The 17,772-nt window shown below is 68.7% G+C and carries 17 protein-coding genes; 16 read left to right on the top strand and 1 reads right to left on the bottom strand.

Going from position 1 to position 17,772, the window contains the following annotated elements; all coding sequences use genetic code 11:
* The first annotated feature begins 389 nt into the window (after nt 1-389).
* The 13 genes from Q7W02_04850 to Q7W02_04910 all read left to right on the top strand — a co-directional run bounded on the left by Q7W02_04850 (nt 390) and on the right by Q7W02_04910 (nt 13,850).
* Nucleotides 390-2,636 (top strand): aconitate hydratase, encoded by a 2,247-nt coding sequence (locus Q7W02_04850; protein MDO8475517.1) that lies wholly within the window; start codon nt 390-392, stop codon nt 2,634-2,636.
* 22 nt (nt 2,637-2,658) lie between these two features.
* Nucleotides 2,659-3,921, top strand: a complete 1,263-nt coding sequence (gene icd, locus Q7W02_04855) for an NADP-dependent isocitrate dehydrogenase (GenBank protein ID MDO8475518.1) — start codon at nt 2,659-2,661, stop codon at nt 3,919-3,921.
* An 18-nt stretch (nt 3,922-3,939) separates the two neighbouring features.
* The gene (gene mdh, locus Q7W02_04860) at nt 3,940-4,869 is read left to right on the top strand and encodes a malate dehydrogenase (GenBank protein MDO8475519.1); all 930 of its coding nucleotides are present in this window, start codon (nt 3,940-3,942) and stop codon (nt 4,867-4,869) included.
* Nucleotides 4,870-4,877: 8 nt separating this feature from the next.
* Nucleotides 4,878-5,720 (top strand): fumarate hydratase, encoded by an 843-nt coding sequence (locus Q7W02_04865; protein ID MDO8475520.1) that lies wholly within the window; start codon nt 4,878-4,880, stop codon nt 5,718-5,720.
* A gap of 168 nt (nt 5,721-5,888) precedes the next feature.
* On the top strand, nt 5,889-6,470 hold the full coding sequence (locus tag Q7W02_04870) for a Fe-S-containing hydro-lyase (protein MDO8475521.1): 582 nt from the start codon (nt 5,889-5,891) through the stop codon (nt 6,468-6,470).
* 2 nt (nt 6,471-6,472) lie between these two features.
* On the top strand, nt 6,473-7,252 hold the full coding sequence (locus Q7W02_04875; protein ID MDO8475522.1) for a succinate dehydrogenase: 780 nt from the start codon (nt 6,473-6,475) through the stop codon (nt 7,250-7,252).
* Nucleotides 7,252-9,054 carry a fumarate reductase/succinate dehydrogenase flavoprotein subunit gene (locus Q7W02_04880; protein MDO8475523.1) on the top strand — a complete coding sequence of 601 codons (1,803 nt, stop codon included), beginning with the start codon at nt 7,252-7,254 and terminating at the stop codon, nt 9,052-9,054. Before Q7W02_04875 ends, Q7W02_04880 begins: the two co-directional genes overlap by 1 nt.
* A complete protein-coding gene (locus Q7W02_04885; protein MDO8475524.1) occupies nt 9,054-9,806 on the top strand; it encodes a succinate dehydrogenase/fumarate reductase iron-sulfur subunit in 753 nt (250 codons plus the stop codon). Before Q7W02_04880 ends, Q7W02_04885 begins: the two co-directional genes overlap by 1 nt.
* A gap of 3 nt (nt 9,807-9,809) precedes the next feature.
* A complete protein-coding gene (gene sucC, locus Q7W02_04890; GenBank protein MDO8475525.1) occupies nt 9,810-10,976 on the top strand; it encodes an ADP-forming succinate--CoA ligase subunit beta in 1,167 nt (388 codons plus the stop codon).
* Nucleotides 10,973-11,845 carry a succinate--CoA ligase subunit alpha gene (gene sucD, locus Q7W02_04895; protein ID MDO8475526.1) on the top strand — a complete coding sequence of 291 codons (873 nt, stop codon included), beginning with the start codon at nt 10,973-10,975 and terminating at the stop codon, nt 11,843-11,845. Before sucC ends, sucD begins: the two co-directional genes overlap by 4 nt.
* A gap of 138 nt (nt 11,846-11,983) precedes the next feature.
* The gene (gene ndk / locus Q7W02_04900; protein ID MDO8475527.1) at nt 11,984-12,409 is read left to right on the top strand and encodes a nucleoside-diphosphate kinase; all 426 of its coding nucleotides are present in this window, start codon (nt 11,984-11,986) and stop codon (nt 12,407-12,409) included.
* Nucleotides 12,410-12,507: 98 nt separating this feature from the next.
* Complete coding sequence (locus Q7W02_04905) at nt 12,508-12,930, top strand: PH domain-containing protein (protein ID MDO8475528.1); 423 nt, start codon at nt 12,508-12,510, stop codon at nt 12,928-12,930.
* On the top strand, nt 12,927-13,850 hold the full coding sequence (locus Q7W02_04910) for an LLM class flavin-dependent oxidoreductase (GenBank protein MDO8475529.1): 924 nt from the start codon (nt 12,927-12,929) through the stop codon (nt 13,848-13,850). Before Q7W02_04905 ends, Q7W02_04910 begins: the two co-directional genes overlap by 4 nt.
* Before the next feature lie 39 nt (nt 13,851-13,889).
* Here the strand turns inward: Q7W02_04910 and Q7W02_04915 are convergent, their stop codons facing one another.
* Nucleotides 13,890-14,243, bottom strand: a complete 354-nt coding sequence (locus Q7W02_04915; GenBank protein MDO8475530.1) for a hypothetical protein — start codon at nt 14,241-14,243, stop codon at nt 13,890-13,892.
* A gap of 59 nt (nt 14,244-14,302) precedes the next feature.
* On the opposite strand from Q7W02_04915, the gene Q7W02_04920 reads away from it, so the two are divergent.
* The 3 genes from Q7W02_04920 to Q7W02_04930 form a co-directional block, all read left to right on the top strand.
* Nucleotides 14,303-14,980: a response regulator transcription factor gene (locus Q7W02_04920; protein MDO8475531.1), complete on the top strand. Its 678-nt coding sequence runs from the start codon at nt 14,303-14,305 to the stop codon at nt 14,978-14,980.
* A complete protein-coding gene (locus Q7W02_04925; protein MDO8475532.1) occupies nt 14,977-16,377 on the top strand; it encodes an ATP-binding protein in 1,401 nt (466 codons plus the stop codon). The genes Q7W02_04920 and Q7W02_04925 overlap by 4 nt, the downstream gene beginning before the upstream one ends.
* 97 nt (nt 16,378-16,474) lie before the next feature.
* Nucleotides 16,475-17,772 (top strand): Do family serine endopeptidase (locus Q7W02_04930; GenBank protein MDO8475533.1); only part of this gene is annotated, 1,298 nt, incomplete at its 3' end.

The raw sequence follows: 17,772 nt of genomic DNA on the forward strand, positions 1-17,772 counted from the left end.
CGCCGGGCAGGCCAAGGTGAGTGCGCCGGAATTGGCGCGCATCCGCGAACACCATCAGCAACTCTCGCACTAACCCGAATAATTCGTGAACTGCCGCCGCACCCTCACCCCGGCCCTCTCCCTCCCGAGGGAGAGGGGGCCATGAGCCGTTCCCTCGCCCCCCGGGGGAGAGGGCCGCAGTTCGAGCTGAGCGGCTCCGCCGCGAGGCGAGGGCTGAGTAAATATGGCGAAGCAAATTGGCCCAGTACCCGCCGTCCCTTGACCTGTCAGGACCGCCATGTTACGTTTCGTGTGGACTGAACCCGTCGCCTCCTGCCTCAAATGGGTGGGAGGCGATGCGTCTGTGTACGCTCGTCATTTCGGATACTTGGCCGTCGAGGAGGCCCGCCATGGCGGTTGACCAGATCAAGCGCCTCTATGAATCCATGCCGGCCACGCTGGACAAGGCCAGGCGACGCTTTGGGCGGGCGCTCACGCTCGCCGAGAAGATCCTGGTCGCCCACGCCGACAACTTCGACACGCAGGAGTGGAGTCGCGGCAAGGCCCAGCTCCGCCTGCGCGTCGATCGCGTCTCACTGCAGGACGCCACCGGACAGATGGCGCTGCTGCAGTTCATGCAGGCGGGGAAGAAGCAGGTGGCGGTGCCGAGCACGGTGCACTGCGACCACCTGATCCGCGCTCAGAGCGGCGCCTCCGACGACATGAAGCGCGCCGTCACGGAGAACAGCGAGGTGTACGAGTTCCTCCACTCCGCCGCGCGCAAATACGGCATCGGCTTCTGGAAGCCCGGCGCCGGCATCATCCACCAGGTGGTTCTCGAGAACTACGCCTTCCCGGGCGGCCTCATGATCGGCGCGGACTCCCACACGCCCAATGGCGGCGGCCTCGGCATGGTCGCCATCGGGGTCGGGGGCGCCGACTGCGGCGAGGCGATGGCGGGTCTCGCGTGGGAAGTGCTCGACCCGAAGCTGATCGGCGTGCGCCTGACCGGGAAGCTCTCGGGCTGGACGTCGGCCAAGGACGTGATCACGCACCTCCTGGGCGTGCTCACCGTCAAGGGCGGCACCAACAAGATCGTCGAATACTTCGGCCCCGGGGCCGAATCCATCAGCGCGACCGGCAAGGGCACCATCTGCAACATGGGGGCCGAGCTGGGGGCGACCACTTCGCTCTTCCAGTTCGACGACCGGATGGCCGCGTACCTCCGCGCCACCGACCGGGCGGACATCGCGACGCTCGCCGAGCAGCACCGGGCGCATCTCGTCGCCGACCCCGAGGTGCTGGCGGATCCCAAGAAGCACTACGACGAGATCGTCGAGATCGATCTCTCCGAGCTCGAGCCCACCATCGTGGGACCGCACTCGCCCGACCGCGCGCGGCCCGTCTCGAAGCTCGCGGCGGAGGTCAAGAAGGAGGGGTGGCCGGCGCAGATCAAGGCCGCCCTCATCGGCTCCTGCACCAACTCCTCCTACGAGGACATGAAGCGCGCGGCGCACGTCGCCATGCAGGCCTCCAAGGCGGGGCTCAAGGCCAAGACGCCCTTCCTCGTCACGCCGGGCTCGGAGCGCATCTACCAGACCATCAAGCGCGACGGCATCATGGCGATCTTCGAGCAGGTCGGCGGCACCGTCCTGGCCAACGCGTGCGGTCCGTGCATCGGCCAGTGGAAGCGCTCCGACGTGGGCAAGGACGAGACGAATACGATCGTCTCCTCGTTCAACCGCAACTTCCCCGGGCGCAACGACGGCAGCGCGGCGACGCTCTCCTTTCTGACCAGTCCCGAGATCGTCACGGCGATGGCCTTCGCGGGCACGCTCGAGTTCGACCCGGTGCACGGGACCATCCCCGGGCCCGACGGCAAGGCGTTCCGCTTCACGGCGCCGGAGAGCGAGGAGCTTCCGAAGGCCGGCTTCGCCAAGGGTGAGGAAGGCTACGAGGCGCCGGCCGCCGACGGCGACAGCGTCGTGGTCGCGGTGGCGCCCAGCAGCGAGCGGATCCAGCTCCTCCAGCCCTTCCCGCTCTGGGACGGCAACGACTTCGACGCTCTGCCGATTCTGGTCAAGACCAAGGGTAAGACCACGACCGACCACATTTCACCGGCGGGCGCCTGGCTCCGGTTCCGCGGCCACCTCGACAAGATCAGCGACAACATGTTCCTGGGCGCCGTCAACGCGTTCACCGGCGAGGCGGGCAAGGGCGTGAATCCCCTCACGGGGGAGAAGGGGCAGAACTTCTCGAAGATCGCGCGCGAGCTCAAAGCCAAGGGCATGGGTTGGGCCGTGATCGGCGACGAGAACTACGGCGAGGGCTCGAGCCGCGAGCACGCCGCGATGTCGCCACGCTTCCTGGGCTGCAAGGTCGTCATCGTCCGGAGCTTCGCCAGGATCGCCGAGACCAATCTCAAGAAGCAGGGCATCCTCCCCCTGACCTTCTCGAAAGCTTCCGACTACGACCTCATCGACCAGGACGACCGCCTGAGCGTCACGGGGCTCGCGCATCTCGCCCCCGGAAAGCCCGTCACGGTTGTCATCACGAAGCCCGGCGGGAAGACGGTCACCATCCAGTGCCTGCACAGCTTGACCGACGAGCAGATCGGGTGGTTCAAGGCGGGTTCCGCCCTGAACGCGCTCAGATAACGTCCCGCAAGGAGACCAGCGCATGGCATCCCGAGTGAAGATCCCGGCAGGCGAGAAGATCACGACCAGCCACGGCAAGCTGCAGGTGCCGGACCGTCCCATCGTCGCCTTCATCGAGGGCGACGGCACGGGCCCGGACATCTGGGCGGCGGCGGTGCGGGTGCTCGACGCCGCCGTCGAGCAGTCCTACCGCGGCAAGCGCAAGATCGCGTGGGCCGAGGTGTATGCGGGGGACAAGGCGCAGGCGGTCTACGGCAAGGACTGCCCGCCCAACCTGCTGCCGGATGAGACCATGGACGTGATCCGCGAGTACCTGATCGCGATCAAGGGCCCGCTCACCACGCCCATCGGCGAGGGCTTCCGCTCCCTGAACGTGACGCTGCGCCAGGTGCTGGACCTGTACGTGTGCCTGCGCCCGGTGCGCTACCTCAAGGGCGTGCCGTCCCCGGTGAAGCACCCAGAAAAAATCGACATGGTGATCTTCCGGGAGAACACCGAGGACATCTACGCCGGCATCGAGTGGGAGCAGGGCACCCCCGAGGCCAAGAAGGTCATCGACTTTCTCATCAATGAGATGAAGGTCACCAAGATCCGGTTCCCCAACACGTCGTCGATCGGCATCAAGCCCGTGTCGAAGGAGGGCTCCGAGCGGCTGATCCGCGCGGCGATGCGGTACGCGATCGAGAACAACCGCCGCAGCGTCACCTTGGTCCACAAGGGCAATATCCAGAAGTACACGGAAGGCATGTTCATGAAGTGGGGCTACGCGCTCGCCAAGCGCGAGTTCTCGGACAAGCTCGTTTCCTGGGACGACTGTGGAGGCAAGCCGCCGGCGGGGAAGATCCTCGTCAAGGACGCCATCACCGACGCATTCCTCCAGCAGATTCTGACCCGCCCGGACGAGTTCGACGTCATCCCGTGCTGCAATCTGACGGGCGATCTCATTTCTGACGCACTCGCGGCGCAGGTGGGAGGCATCGGCATCGCGCCGGGCGCCAACATCAACTACGACACGGGGCACGCGCTCTTCGAGGCGACGCACGGGACGGCGCCCAAGTACGTCGGGCAGGACAAGGTCAACCCGGGCTCGGTCATCCTCTCGGGCGAGATGATGCTCCGCCACATGGGCTGGACCGAGGCCGCGGACCGCATCAACGCCGGCATCGAGAAGACCATCGCGCAGAAGATCGTGACGTACGACTTGGCACGGCTCATGGAGGGCGCGAAGGAAGTCAAGTGCTCGGCGTTCGGGACGGCCGTCATCGACAGCATGAAGACGTTGTAGGGCGCGAGGAGAACGGACATGGCTCGCCCAAAGATCACGGTGGTCGGCGCCGGCAACGTCGGCGCCTCGGTCGCCCAGTATGCGGTGGAGAAAGAGCTCGGCGACGTCGTGCTGGTGGACGTTATCGAGGGCATCCCGCAGGGCAAGGCGCTGGACCTGGCCCAGGCGGGGCCGGTGCACGGCTACGACTCGCGCCTGGTCGGCTCGAACGGATACGACGAGACGGCCGACTCGGACATCGTGGTCATCACTGCCGGGCTGGCGCGAAAGCCCGGGATGACCAGGGACGATCTCCTCTTCAAGAACGCCGAGATCGTGGGCGGTGTCGTCGAGCAGGTCGTAGCGCGCTCGAAGAACGCGATCCTGATCCTCGTGACGAACCCGCTCGACGCCATGGTCCAGCTGGCGTGGAAGAAGTCCGGCTTCCCGCACCAGCGCGTGGTCGGCATGGCGGGCATTCTCGATTCGGCGCGCTTCCGCACCTTCATCGCCCAGGAGCTCAAGGTCTCCGTCGAGAACGTCACCGCCTTCGTGCTCGGCGGCCACGGCGACACCATGGTGCCGCTGCCGCGCTACTCGACGGTGGCGGGCATCCCGATCACCGACCTCCTGCCGGCCGACAAGATCCAGGCGCTGGTGACGCGTACGGCCAACGGGGGCGCCGAGATCGTGGGGCTCCTCAAGAGCGGCAGCGCCTACTACGCGCCGGCGGCCGCGGCGGTCGAGATGGTCGAAGCCATCCTCAAGGACAAGAAGAAGATCCTGCCGTGCGCCGCGTACCTCAATGGTGAGTATGGCGTCAAGGGGCTCTACGTCGGCGTGCCGGTCAAGCTGGGTCGCAGCGGGGTCGAGCAGGTGATCGAGATCAAGCTCACGGCCGAGGAGCAGGCGGGCTTCGACAAGTCCGCGGCGGCGGTGCGCGAGCTGGTCGACAAGCTCAAGCTGTAGAGAGGGCCATGCGCGAGATCCACGCGAGCGCCATCGCGGAAGCCGTCAAGAAGCTCTGCCTGGAGGCGAACTACTCCATCGAGCCCGACATGCTCCGCGCCTTCGACCGCGCCCTCGGGACCGAGCGCTCGTCGGCCGGCAGGCACGTGCTCCAGATCCTCAAGGACAACGCCGAGCTCGCGCGGACCAAGAAGATCCCGTACTGCCAGGACACGGGCACGGTCATCTGCTTCGTCGAACTGGGGCAGGACGTGCACGTGACGGGCGGCGGCCTTGCGGACGCGATCAACGAGGGCGTCAGGCAGGGCTACACGGAAGGCTACCTCCGCGCCTCGATCGTCCGCTCGCCCTTCGACCGCGTGAACACGGGCGACAACACGCCGGCGGTCCTCCACGTGGAGGTCGTGCCCGGCGTGGCGATGAAGATCCAGATCATGGCCAAGGGCGGCGGGTGCGAGAACCGCTCCAAGTACAAGATGCTGACGCCCGCCGATGGCGTGGACGGCGTCAAGGAGTGGATTCTCGAGTGCATCAGGACGGCGGGGCCCGACGCCTGCCCGCCGCTCATCGCGGGGGTCGGCGTGGGCGGCAACTTCGAGAAGGCGGCTCTCCTGTCCAAGAAGGCGCTCTTCCGCGAGCTCGGCACTCCCAACCCCGACCCGGCCGTGGACGCAATCGAGAAAGAAGTGCTCGACAGAGCCAACCGTCTCGGCATCGGCCCGCAGGGCTACGGCGGCGACACCACGGCGTTCGGCATCCACATCCTGACGTACCCCTGCCACATCACGAGCCTGCCTGTCGCCGTCACCATCGAGTGCCACGCCCATCGCCACAAAGAGGTGACGTTGTGATCGCGCCCGCTCGAGCGACGGCTTTGCCGGCGCAATCCCCTGGGGGAAGGTTCGGAAGGGGGGCGAAGCCCCCCTCCGAGTCTTGGCACGCCCATCGCCACAAAGAGGTGACGCTGTGACGCCCCTCACCCTGACCCTCTCCCCAGAGGGGAGAGGGGACCACGGCAGGTGCACGCTGTGATCTCGACCGCGCCCGACGGGTTCAAGGAGGTCACGCCGCCGCTCAGCGACGCCGATGTCGAGGCGCTCAAGGCCGGCGACCGCGTCCGCATCACCGGGGTGCTCTACACCGCGCGGGACGCTGCTCACGGGCGCCTGCTGCCGCTGATGGACGCGGGCAAGCCGCTGCCCATCGACGTCAGGGGACAGATCATCTACTACACGGGGCCGTCGCCCGCTCGGCCGGGCCACGTCGTCGGGTCCATCGGGCCGACCACCGGGGGGCGCATGGACAAGTTCACGCCGAAGCTCCTGGCGCTCGGCCTGAAGGGGACGATCGGCAAGGGCGCGCGCTCCCAGCCTGTCAAGGATGCGCTTCGCGAGCACAAGGCCGCCTATTTCGGAGCCATCGGCGGCGCTGGCGCGGTGCTTTCGGCCTTCGTCAAGAAGCTCGAGATCGTGGCCTACGCGGACCTGGGCACCGAGGCGATTCGGCGGCTCGAGGTCGAGGGTTTCCCGGCCATTGTCGTCAACGACTGCCACGGCGGCGACCTTTACCAAGACGGCATGAAGCAGTACGCGAGGGAGTGACCATGTCCAAACGGGTCTTCCAGAACCAGCGGGGGGAGGTCATCCCCGGCGCGACGCTGCGCACCGACGCGTGGTGGCTCGAGCCGCTGAGCGTCATCCTCCTCCTGGGCGCCTTCGGCGTGTACGCGACATGGGCGGCGCTGCAGAACGCCCACTACTACGTCGCCCCGTATCTGTCGCCCTTCTATTCGCCCTGCCTCGCGGCCAACTGCCAGCACGTGAGCCTGCCGCTGATCGGCTCGTGGTGGAACCTCTCACCGGCCTTCCTGATCCTGTGGATCCCCGGCGGCTTCCGCGCCACGTGCTACTACTACCGCAAGGCCTACTACCGCTCGTTCTTCGGCTCGCCGCCGGGCTGCGCCGTGCGCGACGTCTCGAAGAGCTACAGCGGCGAGACGCGCTTCCCGTTCATCCTCCAGAACGTCCACCGCTACTTCTTCTGGCTCGGCATCCCGGTCATCGCCTTCCTCTGGTGGGACGCGGTCATGGCTTTCAACTTCAACGGCCGCGTCGGCATGGGTGTGGGCACCCTCGTCCTCATCCTGAACGCGGCGCTGCTGTCGCTGTACACCTTCTCGTGCCACTCCTGCCGCCACCTCTGCGGCGGCGGCCTCAACGTCTTCTCCAAGGCGCCGGCCCGTCACGGGATCTGGCGCGTGGTCAGCCGGCTCAACGAGAAGCACATGCAGATCGCGTGGGTGAGCCTGATCTGGGTGGGCCTGACCGACGTGTACATCCGGCTCCTGTCCATGGGCGTCATCAAAGACGTGAGGTTCTTCTAATGGCCGCCAACGAGACGTACGAGACCCACGAATACGACGTGATCGTGATCGGCGCCGGCGGTGCCGGCCTGCGGGCCGCCATCGAGGCCAGCGCGGCCGGGGTCAAGACGGCGCTCATCTGCAAGTCGCTCCTCGGCAAGGCCCACACCGTCATGGCCGAGGGCGGCATCGCCGCGGCCATGGGCAACGTGTGGAAGGAGGACAACTGGAAGGTCCACTTCCGCGACACCATGCGCGGCGGCAAGATGCTGGCCAACCCGCGCATGGCCCAGCTGCACGCCATGGAGTCGCCCGACCGCGTGCTGGAACTGGAGGAGTGGGGCGCGCTCTTCGACCGCACCAAGGACGGGCTCATCAACCAGCGCGACTTCGGCGGCCACAAGTACGCGCGCCTGGCCCACGTGGGCGACCGGACGGGGCTCGAGCTGATCCGCACGCTCCAGCAACACGCGGTGCACAAGGGCATCGACGTGCACATGGAGTGCAACCTCCAGCGCCTGCTCAAGGACGGCGACCGGATCTGCGGAGCCTTCGGCTACTGGCGGCGCACCGGTGCGTTCGTGCTGTTCAAGGCCAAGGCCGTTGTGCTGGCCACGGGTGGGATCGGCAAGTCCTGGAAGTTCACGACCAACTCCTGGGAGAGCGTCGGGGATGGCATCGCGCTGGCGCTGGACGCGGGCGCCGACCTCATCGACATGGAGTGCGTCCAGTTCCATCCGACAGGGATGGTCTGGCCGACCAGCGTGCGCGGACTCCTCGTGACGGAGGGCGTGCGCGGCGACGGCGGCACGCTCAAGAACGCCGAGGGCGCGCGCTTCATGTTCAACTACATCCCCGAGTACTTCAAGAATGAGACCGCCGACAATGAGCGGGAGGCCGACGCCTGGTACGAGAACAAGACCAACCGCCGCACCCCCGACCTTCTGCCGCGGGACGAGGTCGCCCGGGCCATCCACGCCGAGGTCAAGGCCGGCCGCGGCAGCCCCCACGGCGGCGTGTTCCTCGACATCGCCTCCCGGCGGTCGCCGGAGTACATCCGCCGCCGGCTGCCCTCCATGTACCACCAGTTCAAGGAGCTGGCCGACGTGGACATCACGAAGGAGCCCATGGAGGTCGGTCCGGTCTGCCACTACATGAATGGCGGCATCCGGGTGGACGCGGAGACCACCGCGACCGCCGTGCCCGGGCTCTTCGCGGCGGGCGAGGTCGCGGGCGGCCTGCACGGCGCCAATCGGCTCGGCGGCAACTCGCTTTCGGACCTTGTCGTCTTCGGCCGCCGCGCGGGCCTCTACGCCGCGGAGTACGTCAAATCCTTCCGGGGGACGCTCCACGTGGACGCCGGGCAGGTGGAGGCCGCCTCCCGGGCCCTGCTCGCGCCCTTCCAGCACGCGGGCAACGAGAATCCCTACGCGATCCACGCCGATCTGCAGGAGTGCATGCAGTCGCTGGTCGGTATCATCCGCACCGAGGGTGAGCTCAAGAAGGCGCTCGACCAGCTGGCCGTGTTCAAGCAGCGCCTCGGGCGGGTCCGCGCCGACGCCGGGCGCGAGTTCAACCCCGCCTGGCATCTGGCCCTCGATCTCCACTCCATGCTCTCGGTGTCGGAAGCCGTCGCCCTGGGGGCGCTCGAGCGCAAGGAGAGCCGCGGTGGCCATACCCGCGACGATTACCCGAGGGCGGACGACCGCTTCGGCAAGATCAACATGGTGGCGCGGCGGAGGAACGGGCAGATCAGCATCGCCCAGGAGCCCCTGCCCCAGATGCCGGACGACCTCACGCAGCTCCTCCAGGAGAAGAAATAATGGCCGCAACCGGAGTGACCATGCGCGTGTGGCGGGGTGACCCGAGAGGCGGTGCCTTCAAGGAGTACCGGGTCGAGGCCCAGGAAGGCATGGTCGTGCTGGACGTGGTCCACACGCTCCAGGCGACCCAGGCCGGGGATCTGGCCGTCCGGTGGAACTGCAAGGCCGGCAAGTGCGGCTCGTGCAGCGCCGAGATCAACGGCAAGCCGCGGCTCATGTGCATGACGCGCATGAACACCTTCGAGCCCGGCGAGACCATCACGGTGGCGCCCATCAAGGCCTTCCCGCTGATCCGGGACCTCGTGACGGACGTCTCGTTCAACTACGAGAAGGCCAAGCAGATCCCCGCGTTCAAGCCCGGGCCGAAGGAGCCGGACGGCACGCGCCGGATGCAGCAGGAAGACGTCGAGCGGAGCCAGGAGTTCCGCAAGTGCATCGAGTGCTTCCTCTGCCAGGACGTCTGCCACGTCATCCGCGATCATCCGGAGAACAAGCCCGCCTTCGCGGGGCCGCGGTTCCTCATGCGGATCGCCGAGCTGGAGATGCACCCGCTCGACACCAATGATCGCCTCGAACTGGCTCGCACCAAGGCGGGACTCGGCTACTGCAATATCACCAAGTGCTGCACCGAGGTCTGCCCTGAGCACATCCACATCACGGATAATGCTCTGATTCCCCTCAAAGAACGTGTGGTGACCGAGAAGTACGATCCGATCGTGTGGCTCGTGCGCAAGCTCTCCGGCAAATCCTAGCCTGTGAAAATCCACGAGTACCAGGGCAAGGCGATCCTGCGCGAATTCGGCGTGCCTGTGCCGAATGGCGACGTGGCCGACACGCCCGCGCAGGCGAAGGCGATCGCGGCGAAGCTGGGCGGGAAGGTCGTCGTCAAGGCCCAGGTGCACGCCGGCGGGCGGGGCAAGGCGGGCGGCGTGAAGCTGGCCGACAACGCCGGCGCGGCGGAGTCGGCCGCGAAACAGATCCTCGGCATGATGCTGAAGACGCCCCAGACACCTCCCGAGGGCATCAAGGTCCTCAAGGTCCTGGTCGAGGAAGCCTCCCCCATCGCGACCGAGCTCTACCTTTCGATGACGCTCGATCGCGGCAAGGGAACGCACGTGGTCATGGCCTCGCGGGCCGGAGGCATGGAGATCGAGGAGGTCGCCGCCTCCCATCCGGAGAAGATCGTCCGCGAGTGGGCCGACCCGGCGCTGGGCCTCCAGCCCTTCCAGGCGCGCAACCTGGCGTTTGGCCTGGGACTCAGCGGCGACCAGTTCAAGGCGGGCGTGACGCTCATCCTGAACCTCTTCCGCGCCTACCTCGAGAAGGACTGCTCGCTGGCGGAGATCAACCCGCTCGTGGTGACGCGCGACGGGCGGGTGATGGCGCTCGACGCCAAGCTCAACTTCGACGACAACGCGCTCTACCGCCACAAGGAGATCGCGGCGCTGCGCGATATCAACGAAGAGACGCCGCTCGACGTCGAGGCGTCCAAGTACGGGCTCAACTACATCAAGCTCGACGGCAGCGTCGGCTGCATGGTCAACGGCGCCGGCCTCGCGATGGCGACCATGGACATTATCAAGCTCGCGGGCGGCGAGCCCGCCAACTTCCTCGACGTGGGAGGCGGCGCCTCACCGGAGCAGATCGAAAACGCCTTCCGCATCCTGTCCTCGGATCCATCCGTCAAGGCGGTCTTCATCAACGTCTTCGGCGGCATCCTCCGCGTCGACCGGCTCGCCGAGGGCATCATTGCAGCGGTCAACAAGTTAGGCCTGAAGCTGCCGGTGGTGCTGCGGGCCGAGGGCACCAATGTCGAGCAGGGCAAGAAGATGCTCGCCGAGTCCGGGCTCGCCCTCGTGATGGCCGACGACATGGGCGAGGGCGCCAAGAAGGCGGTGGAGCTGGCGAAGGCGGCGGCATGAGCATCCTGGTCGACAAGGCGACGAAGGTCCTGGTGCAGGGAATCACCGGCAAGGAAGGCACCTTCCACGCGCTGCGCTGCAAGGAGTACGGGACGCAGGTCGTCGGCGGTGTGACGCCCGGCAAGGGCGGGACGACTCACGAGGGTTTCCCGGTCTGGAACACGGTCGTGGAGGGTGTAAAGGCCTCGGGGGCCGATTGCGCGCTGATCTTCGTGCCGCCGCCGGCTGCCGCCGACGCGATCATGGAGGCCGCGGACGCCGGCGTGCCGCTGGTCGTCTGCATCACCGAGGGCGTGCCCGTCTGCGACATGGTTCGCGTCAAGGCCTTCCTCGGGCGCAGGCAGAGCCGGCTCATTGGGCCGAACTGCCCGGGCCTCATCTCCCCCGGCAAGGCCAAGATCGGCATCATGCCCGGCCACATCCACAAGGAAGGGCCGATCGGCGTCGTGTCGCGGAGCGGCACGCTGACCTACGAGGTCGTGCACCAGCTGACCCTGCGCGGCCTCGGGCAGTCCTCGTGCGTCGGCATCGGCGGCGATCCGGTCAACGGCACCAACTTCATCGACGTGCTCCGCCTCTTCCAGGACGACCCGCAGACGGAAGCGATCATGATGATCGGCGAGATCGGCGGCACGGCCGAGGAAGAAGCCGCGGCGTTCATCAAGGCCCATGTCCGGAAGCCGGTCGTCGGCTTCATCTGCGGCCAGACGGCGCCGCCGGGCCGCCGCATGGGCCACGCCGGCGCCATCATCGCGGGCGGCAAGGGGACGGCCGCGGAGAAGATGAAGGCCATGGAGGCCGCCGGGATCACCACGGTCAAGAGCCCCGCCGACATGGGCGCGACCGTCGCCCTCGTCGTCGGCAAATGAAGTTCGAGCTGAAACGGGGCCCGCAGTTCGAGCCGAGGGCCGGCAGCCCGAGGCGAGGGCTGGGAGAATCCCGCAGGCGAGGAGCCCGATGAGGCGAGTGCTGAGTAGGACAACTCAGCGAAAGGACAAATCACTGCGATGGCCGTAGAGCGCACGCTGACCATCATCAAGCCCGACGCGGTCGCCAAGAACGTCTCGGGCCAGATCATCGCCCGCTTCGAGCACGCCGGCCTCAAGGTCCTGGCCGCCAAGCTGCTGCACCTGACGCAGGCCCAGGCCGCCGGTTTCTACATCGTTCACAAGGAGCGGCCCTTCTACGGAAGCCTCTGCGCCTTCATGATCCAGGGGCCGTGCATGCCGGTCGTGCTGGAAGGGGAGGGCGCCATCGCGCGCCTGCGGGACCTGATGGGCGCGACGGATCCCGCCAAGGCCGCGCCGGGGACGATCCGGAAGGACTTCGCCTCGTCCATCGAGGCCAACGCCGTGCACGGCTCGGACTCGCCGCAGTCGGCGGCCTTCGAGATCCCGTACTTCTTCGGCGCGCTCGAGATCTGCCCGCGCTGACCCACGCGGACGCCGAGTTCTATCCGGCCGTCCTCGGCCGCCGCCAGCGCCTGATCGCCGGGATCGGCGGGCTGGGGCTCGGCTTTGGCGCGCCATTCGTGCTCTCGGTCGCGATGGTCGCCACCTCCGGCGATCCCAGCCTGCTCATTCTGCCGCTGCCTTTCCTGCTCGGTCTCTGGGTCGTGCAGGGGCTCGCTCCCGCAGGCTTCACGCTGGCGGCGGATGGCGTCAGGATCGAGCGCCGCTGGCTCTCGCGCCTCATTCCGTACCGACTCATCCGCGCAGTGGACCGCGAGCCCCGCTCGGTCGGCGGCTTCGGCGCCGTCGGGCTCAACGTTCTCTTCGGCTCCCAGGGGCCCCGGTGGAACCGGCGGACGGGCTGGCACTATCTCGCCATCACCAACACCACCGATCTCGTCTATCTCCACACCGCGGGAGGCCTCGTGGTACTCTCGCCGAGCCGTCCCGATGAGTTCGCCGTCCGTCTCGGCCGGCGGCTTTCCAAGGAGGCCGGAACGTGACGAGCCGCATCGAGCTGGCCGTGTCCATCCCTCAGACCTTCCCCGGCCGTGCTGTGGATCCGGGCTTCATTCGAAAGTATCTGGCGCGGGCCGAGGCGCTCGGCTTCCACAGCGCCTGGGTGGTCGAGCAGATCGTCGGCGCGATACCGAGCCTCGAGCCGATCGAGCTGCTGACCTACGCCGCGGCCGTCACCACGCGGATGAGGCTCGGCTCGGCCGTGCTGCTGACGGCGATGCGCGATCCTGTGCACACGGCCAAGAGCCTCACCACCCTCGATCACCTGAGCGGAGGCCGGCTCATGGTCGGCGTGGGGCTGGGCGGCCAGCCCGCACTCTATCCGGCCTACGGCCTCAATGCCGAGCGCCGCGCCGCGCGCTTCGCCGAGGGCATCGAGGTGATGAAGCGCCTCTGGACCGAGCCGCGCGTCACCTTCGACGGGCAGTTCTTCAGGCTCAACAACCTGCCCCAGGAGCCCAAGCCCGTGCAGAAGCCGCACCCGCCCCTGTGGTTCGGCGCCCACCATCCCAATGCGCTCAAGCGCGCAGTCGAGCTGGGCGACGGCTTCATGGGCGCGGGCTCGCTCTCGACGGCCAAATTCGGGGACGAGGTCAAGCTCCTGCGCGGGCTCCTGTCCGAGGCCAAGCGGGAGCCAGCGGCATTCCCGATCGCCAAGCGTGTCTACATCGCGGTGGACCGCGACAAGGCGCGGGCGGGGAAGCGGCTCACCGAGTGGTTCGGGGGCTTCTACGGGCGGCCGCAGATGGCTGAAGAGGTCTCGATCTGGGGGACGCCCGGGGAGTGCGTGGACGGGCTCGCTCAGGTGGCGGCCGCCGGCGCGGGCATGCTCATGCTCAATCCCGTCTTCGACGAGATGGAGCACCTCGAGATCTTCGCCTCCGAGATCGCCCCGAAGCTCTAGGTGTGTCCGCGACACCCAGAAGCGAGCGGCCCGACGAGGTCACGGCGCGGCTCCGCCCGCGCCTCGCCGGCTCCGGGCCCACGCCATCGCGATGAACGCCTGGGCCTGCGCCACGCGCGCGGGCGGCAGCGGCAGCCGCGCGACGGCCTGCCGGCCGTAGTGTCGCCCCGCCCAGAAGCCCAGGTTGTCGCCGAGGCTCGCGCTCACCACGCCCACGAGGATCACGAGGGGCAGGTGGAGGCGTCCGTGCCACGCGAGGTAGCCGCCCAGGACGAGGACGGACTCCTCGGGCGCGGGCACGCCCGCGTTGCCCAGGAGGACGATCACGAGGATCGCGGCGTAGCCGAGGTGCTGGAAGAGGTGGCTCGGATCGAGCACGGCGGGCGCGAGCATAGCACGGCATTCGCGGCGGCATTGACAGGGCGCGACGCGTGGGCGACAACTGATCGGGTATGCGCATCCTGGTGGTCGAGGACGACAGAAAGGTCGCGAGCTTCATCCGGAAGGGCCTCGAGGAGGAAGGGCACGCGGTCGAGGTCGCCGGCGACGGCGTCGCCGCGATCGAGCGCGCCACCGACGGCGCGCCCTGGGACCTCGTGGTCCTCGACGTCATGCTGCCCAAGGGCGACGGCTTCGGCGTGCTGAAGGCGCTCCGCCAGGAGGGCCTCCGGATGCCGGTGCTGATGCTCACGGCCCGCGACGCCGTCAGCGACAGGGTCACGGGCCTCGATCTCGGCGCCGACGACTACCTGAGCAAGCCCTTCGCCTTCGAGGAATTCCTGGCGCGGGTGCGCGCGCTCCTGCGCCGGGGCGGCGGCGGGCCCGCGCCCGTGCTTCGGCTGGCCGACCTCACTCTCGACCCCTCGTCGCGAGAGGTGCGCCGCGGCGGCAGAAAGGTCGACCTGACGGCCCGCGAGCACACGCTGCTCGAATACTTCCTGCGCAACCCCGGCCGCGTGCTGACCCGGCCCATGCTGGCCCAGCACGTCTGGGGCCTCGACTTCGACCCCGAGAGCAACGTGGTCGACGTCTACGTCGGCTACCTCCGCCGGCGGATCGAGGGGCCGGGCGAGCGCCGGCTCCTGCACACCGTGCGGGGCGTCGGGTACGTGCTCAAGGACGAGCCGTGAGGCCGCTGTCGATCCGCGCGCGGCTCACCATCTGGTACGCGGCAGCGCTGCTTGCCATCCTCGCCGTGGTGAGCGCGCTGTCCTACTCCGTCCTCCGCTGGAGCTTGCTCCAGCAGGTGGACGCGTCACTCGCGACCGTGGCGCAGATCGTCCGCGAGACCGACGAGCGCGGCGCCGGCGGCTCGGAGGTCGAGCGGGCGATCCGCGAGCTGCTCGGCCCGGGATTCTCCGACCAGTTCTTCCAGTTCCTCGACCCCGAGGGGCGCTCGCGCTTCCGCTCGGGGCCGCCGCCCGCCGCCGCCCTGCCGCTGTCGCCCGAAGCGCGCGACAACGCCGCGCGCGGGCAGCGCACCTTCGAGACGCTCGAGGATCCGCGGGGCGGGCCGGTCCGGCTCCTGACCGTGCCGGTGCTCCGCTCCGGCCGGTCCGTGGAGATCATCCAGGTCTCGGCGCCTCTCGCGCGCACGCGCGAGGCGCTCGCGCGTTACCTGACGACGCTCCTGGCGCTGGTGCCGGTGGCGGTTGGCCTCGGGGCGGCGGGCGGCGCCGTCCTCGCCGGCCGTGCGCTCCGGCCCGTGCGGGAGATGTCGAGCGCGGCGCGCCAGATCACGGCCGAGGATCTGCACCGGCGGCTTGCCCGGCGGGGCGCCGACGACGAGATCGACCACCTGGCCGACACGCTCAACACGATGCTGGCCGGGCTCGAGGCGGCTTTCGCCCAGGCCAAGCGCTTTTCGGCGGACGCCGCCCACGAGCTGCGCACGCCGCTGACGGCGCTCAAGGGCGAGATGGAGGTGGCGCTTCGCGCCGCGCGCTCGCCCGAGGAGTACCGCCGGGTGCTCCACTCGGGCCTCGAAGAGGTCGAGCACCTGATCTGCCTCGTCGAGGACCTCCTGCTCTTCTCGCGCTCCGCTGCGGCGCTCGGGCCGCCGCCGGCGCGGGTCGAGCTGGAGCCCCTCGTCCTGGAGGCGCTCGAGGCCGGCGCGCGCCGCGCCCAAGGCACGGGCGTCACGGTCCGCGCCGATGCGCTCGAGCCGGCGGCGGTGCTGGGCGACGCGGGGGCGCTCCGCCGCGCGCTGGGTAACCTCGTGGACAATGCCGTCAAGTACACGCCCGCGGGCGGCAAGGTCGAGCTCTCCCTGCTGGCGGGGGAGGGGCAGGCGCGCATCGTGGTCCGCGACACCGGCATCGGCATCGATCCCGTCGACGCCGCGCGCATCTTCGACCCCTTCGTGCGGCTCGACGCGGCCAGGAGCCGCGACGCGGGCGGTGCGGGGCTGGGGCTCGCCCTGGTGCGGGCCATCGTGGATGCTCACGGCGGCGTCATCGCCGTGGACAGCGCCCCGGGCGCCGGCAGCCGCTTCACGATCAGCCTGCCGCTCGCCCCGTCCGCCTGAGAAGCTTCTCATTCCGGTCTCATCTTCCTCTCACGAGCGCCTGCTACGTTTGCTTGCGGCAGGAACTCAGCGCACTTCACACACGAGGAGGATGACCATGAAGACGTTTCTCAGAGACACGAAGTGGGGCTGGCCCGTGCTGGCGCTCGTCGCCGCGCTCGCCGTGGGCGGCATCACGACGGGCTACGGCCTGACCAAGGGCGCGCAGCCGCCGCTGTGGACGGAGCAGTCCGCCGTCACCGCGGCCGCGCCGACCGTGCAGGCGCCCGACTGGGTCAAGATCGGCCGGGAGCTCAAGCCGGCTGTCGTCAACGTCAGCGCCAAGCGCTCGGAGACGGCGACGCCGGAGATGCAGGGCCCGTCCGGCGAGGAGACCCCCTTCGACCGGTACTTCAAGGACTTCTTCGGCAGCCGCCCGCGGCGCCACGCGCGCAGCATGGGCTCGGGCTTCATCATCAACCAGAACGGCTACATCGTGACCAACAACCACGTTGTCGAGGGCGCGACCCAGGTGCAGGTCAAGCTCTCCGACGGTCGCGAGCTGCCGGCCAAGGTCGTCGGGCGCGACTCCAAGACCGACATCGCCCTGCTCAAGGTCGAGGCCAATGGCCTCAACGTCATCCCGCTCGGCGACTCGTCCGCCAGCCAGGTCGGCGAGCCCGTCATGGCCATCGGCAATCCCTTCGGCCTCGAGCAGACGGTGACCACGGGCATCGTGAGCGCCACCGGACGCGCCATCGGCACCGGGCCGTACGACGACTTCATCCAGACGGATGCCTCGATCAACCCCGGCAACAGCGGCGGGCCGCTCATCAACGCGCGCGGCCAGGCCATCGGAATCAACACGGCGATCTTCTCGCAGAGCGGCGGGTCGGTGGGCATCGGCTTCGCCATCCCCATGACGCTTGCGAAGTCCGTCGTGAGCCAACTCGCGGACTCGGGCAAGGTCACGCGCGGCTGGCTCGGCGTCGGCATCCAGCCGGTGACGCCCGATCTCGCGAAGAGCTTCGGCAGGGCCGAGACCACCGGCGTGCTGGTGTCCTCAGTGTCCGAGGGCTCGCCGGCCGAGCGGGCGGGTCTCAAGTCCGGCGACATCATCACCGAGTACGACGGGCGCAAGGTGGAGCGCGCGAGCGACCTGCCGCGGGCCGTCGCCGGCACGCCTGTGGGGCGCGAGGTGCGGCTGTCGGTCATCCGCGACGGTAAGCCGGTGACGCTCAGCGCCCGCATCGAGGCGCTCGACGCGAAGGAGCGCGGTCAGGCCGACGGCGGTGAGAAGGCCAAGCCCGCGCTGGGCCTCGCCGTGCAGCCGCTGACGCCGGGCCTCGCCCAGCAGCTGGGCGTGCGCGCGACCCAGGGCCTCGTGGTCCAGCGTGTCGAGGAGGGCAGCCCCGC

Source organism: Candidatus Rokuibacteriota bacterium, assembly GCA_030647435.1.
Classification (GTDB): domain Bacteria; phylum Methylomirabilota; class Methylomirabilia; order Rokubacteriales; family CSP1-6; genus AR37.

What these genes read in the sequence shown, in the direction of transcription:
- Q7W02_04850 (MDO8475517.1), top strand. Translation starts at nt 390, where the DNA reads ATGGCGGTTGACCAGATCAAGCGCCTCTATGAATCCATGCCGGCCACG.
- icd (MDO8475518.1), top strand. Translation starts at nt 2,659, where the DNA reads ATGGCATCCCGAGTGAAGATCCCGGCAGGCGAGAAGATCACGACCAGC.
- mdh (MDO8475519.1), top strand. Translation starts at nt 3,940, where the DNA reads ATGGCTCGCCCAAAGATCACGGTGGTCGGCGCCGGCAACGTCGGCGCC.
- Q7W02_04865 (MDO8475520.1), top strand. Translation starts at nt 4,878, where the DNA reads ATGCGCGAGATCCACGCGAGCGCCATCGCGGAAGCCGTCAAGAAGCTC.
- Q7W02_04875 (MDO8475522.1), top strand. Translation starts at nt 6,473, where the DNA reads ATGTCCAAACGGGTCTTCCAGAACCAGCGGGGGGAGGTCATCCCCGGC.
- Q7W02_04880 (MDO8475523.1), top strand. Translation starts at nt 7,252, where the DNA reads ATGGCCGCCAACGAGACGTACGAGACCCACGAATACGACGTGATCGTG.
- Q7W02_04885 (MDO8475524.1), top strand. Translation starts at nt 9,054, where the DNA reads ATGGCCGCAACCGGAGTGACCATGCGCGTGTGGCGGGGTGACCCGAGA.
- sucD (MDO8475526.1), top strand. Translation starts at nt 10,973, where the DNA reads ATGAGCATCCTGGTCGACAAGGCGACGAAGGTCCTGGTGCAGGGAATC.
- ndk (MDO8475527.1), top strand. Translation starts at nt 11,984, where the DNA reads ATGGCCGTAGAGCGCACGCTGACCATCATCAAGCCCGACGCGGTCGCC.
- Q7W02_04915 (MDO8475530.1), bottom strand. Translation starts at nt 14,243, where the DNA reads ATGCTCGCGCCCGCCGTGCTCGATCCGAGCCACCTCTTCCAGCACCTC.
- Q7W02_04920 (MDO8475531.1), top strand. Translation starts at nt 14,303, where the DNA reads ATGCGCATCCTGGTGGTCGAGGACGACAGAAAGGTCGCGAGCTTCATC.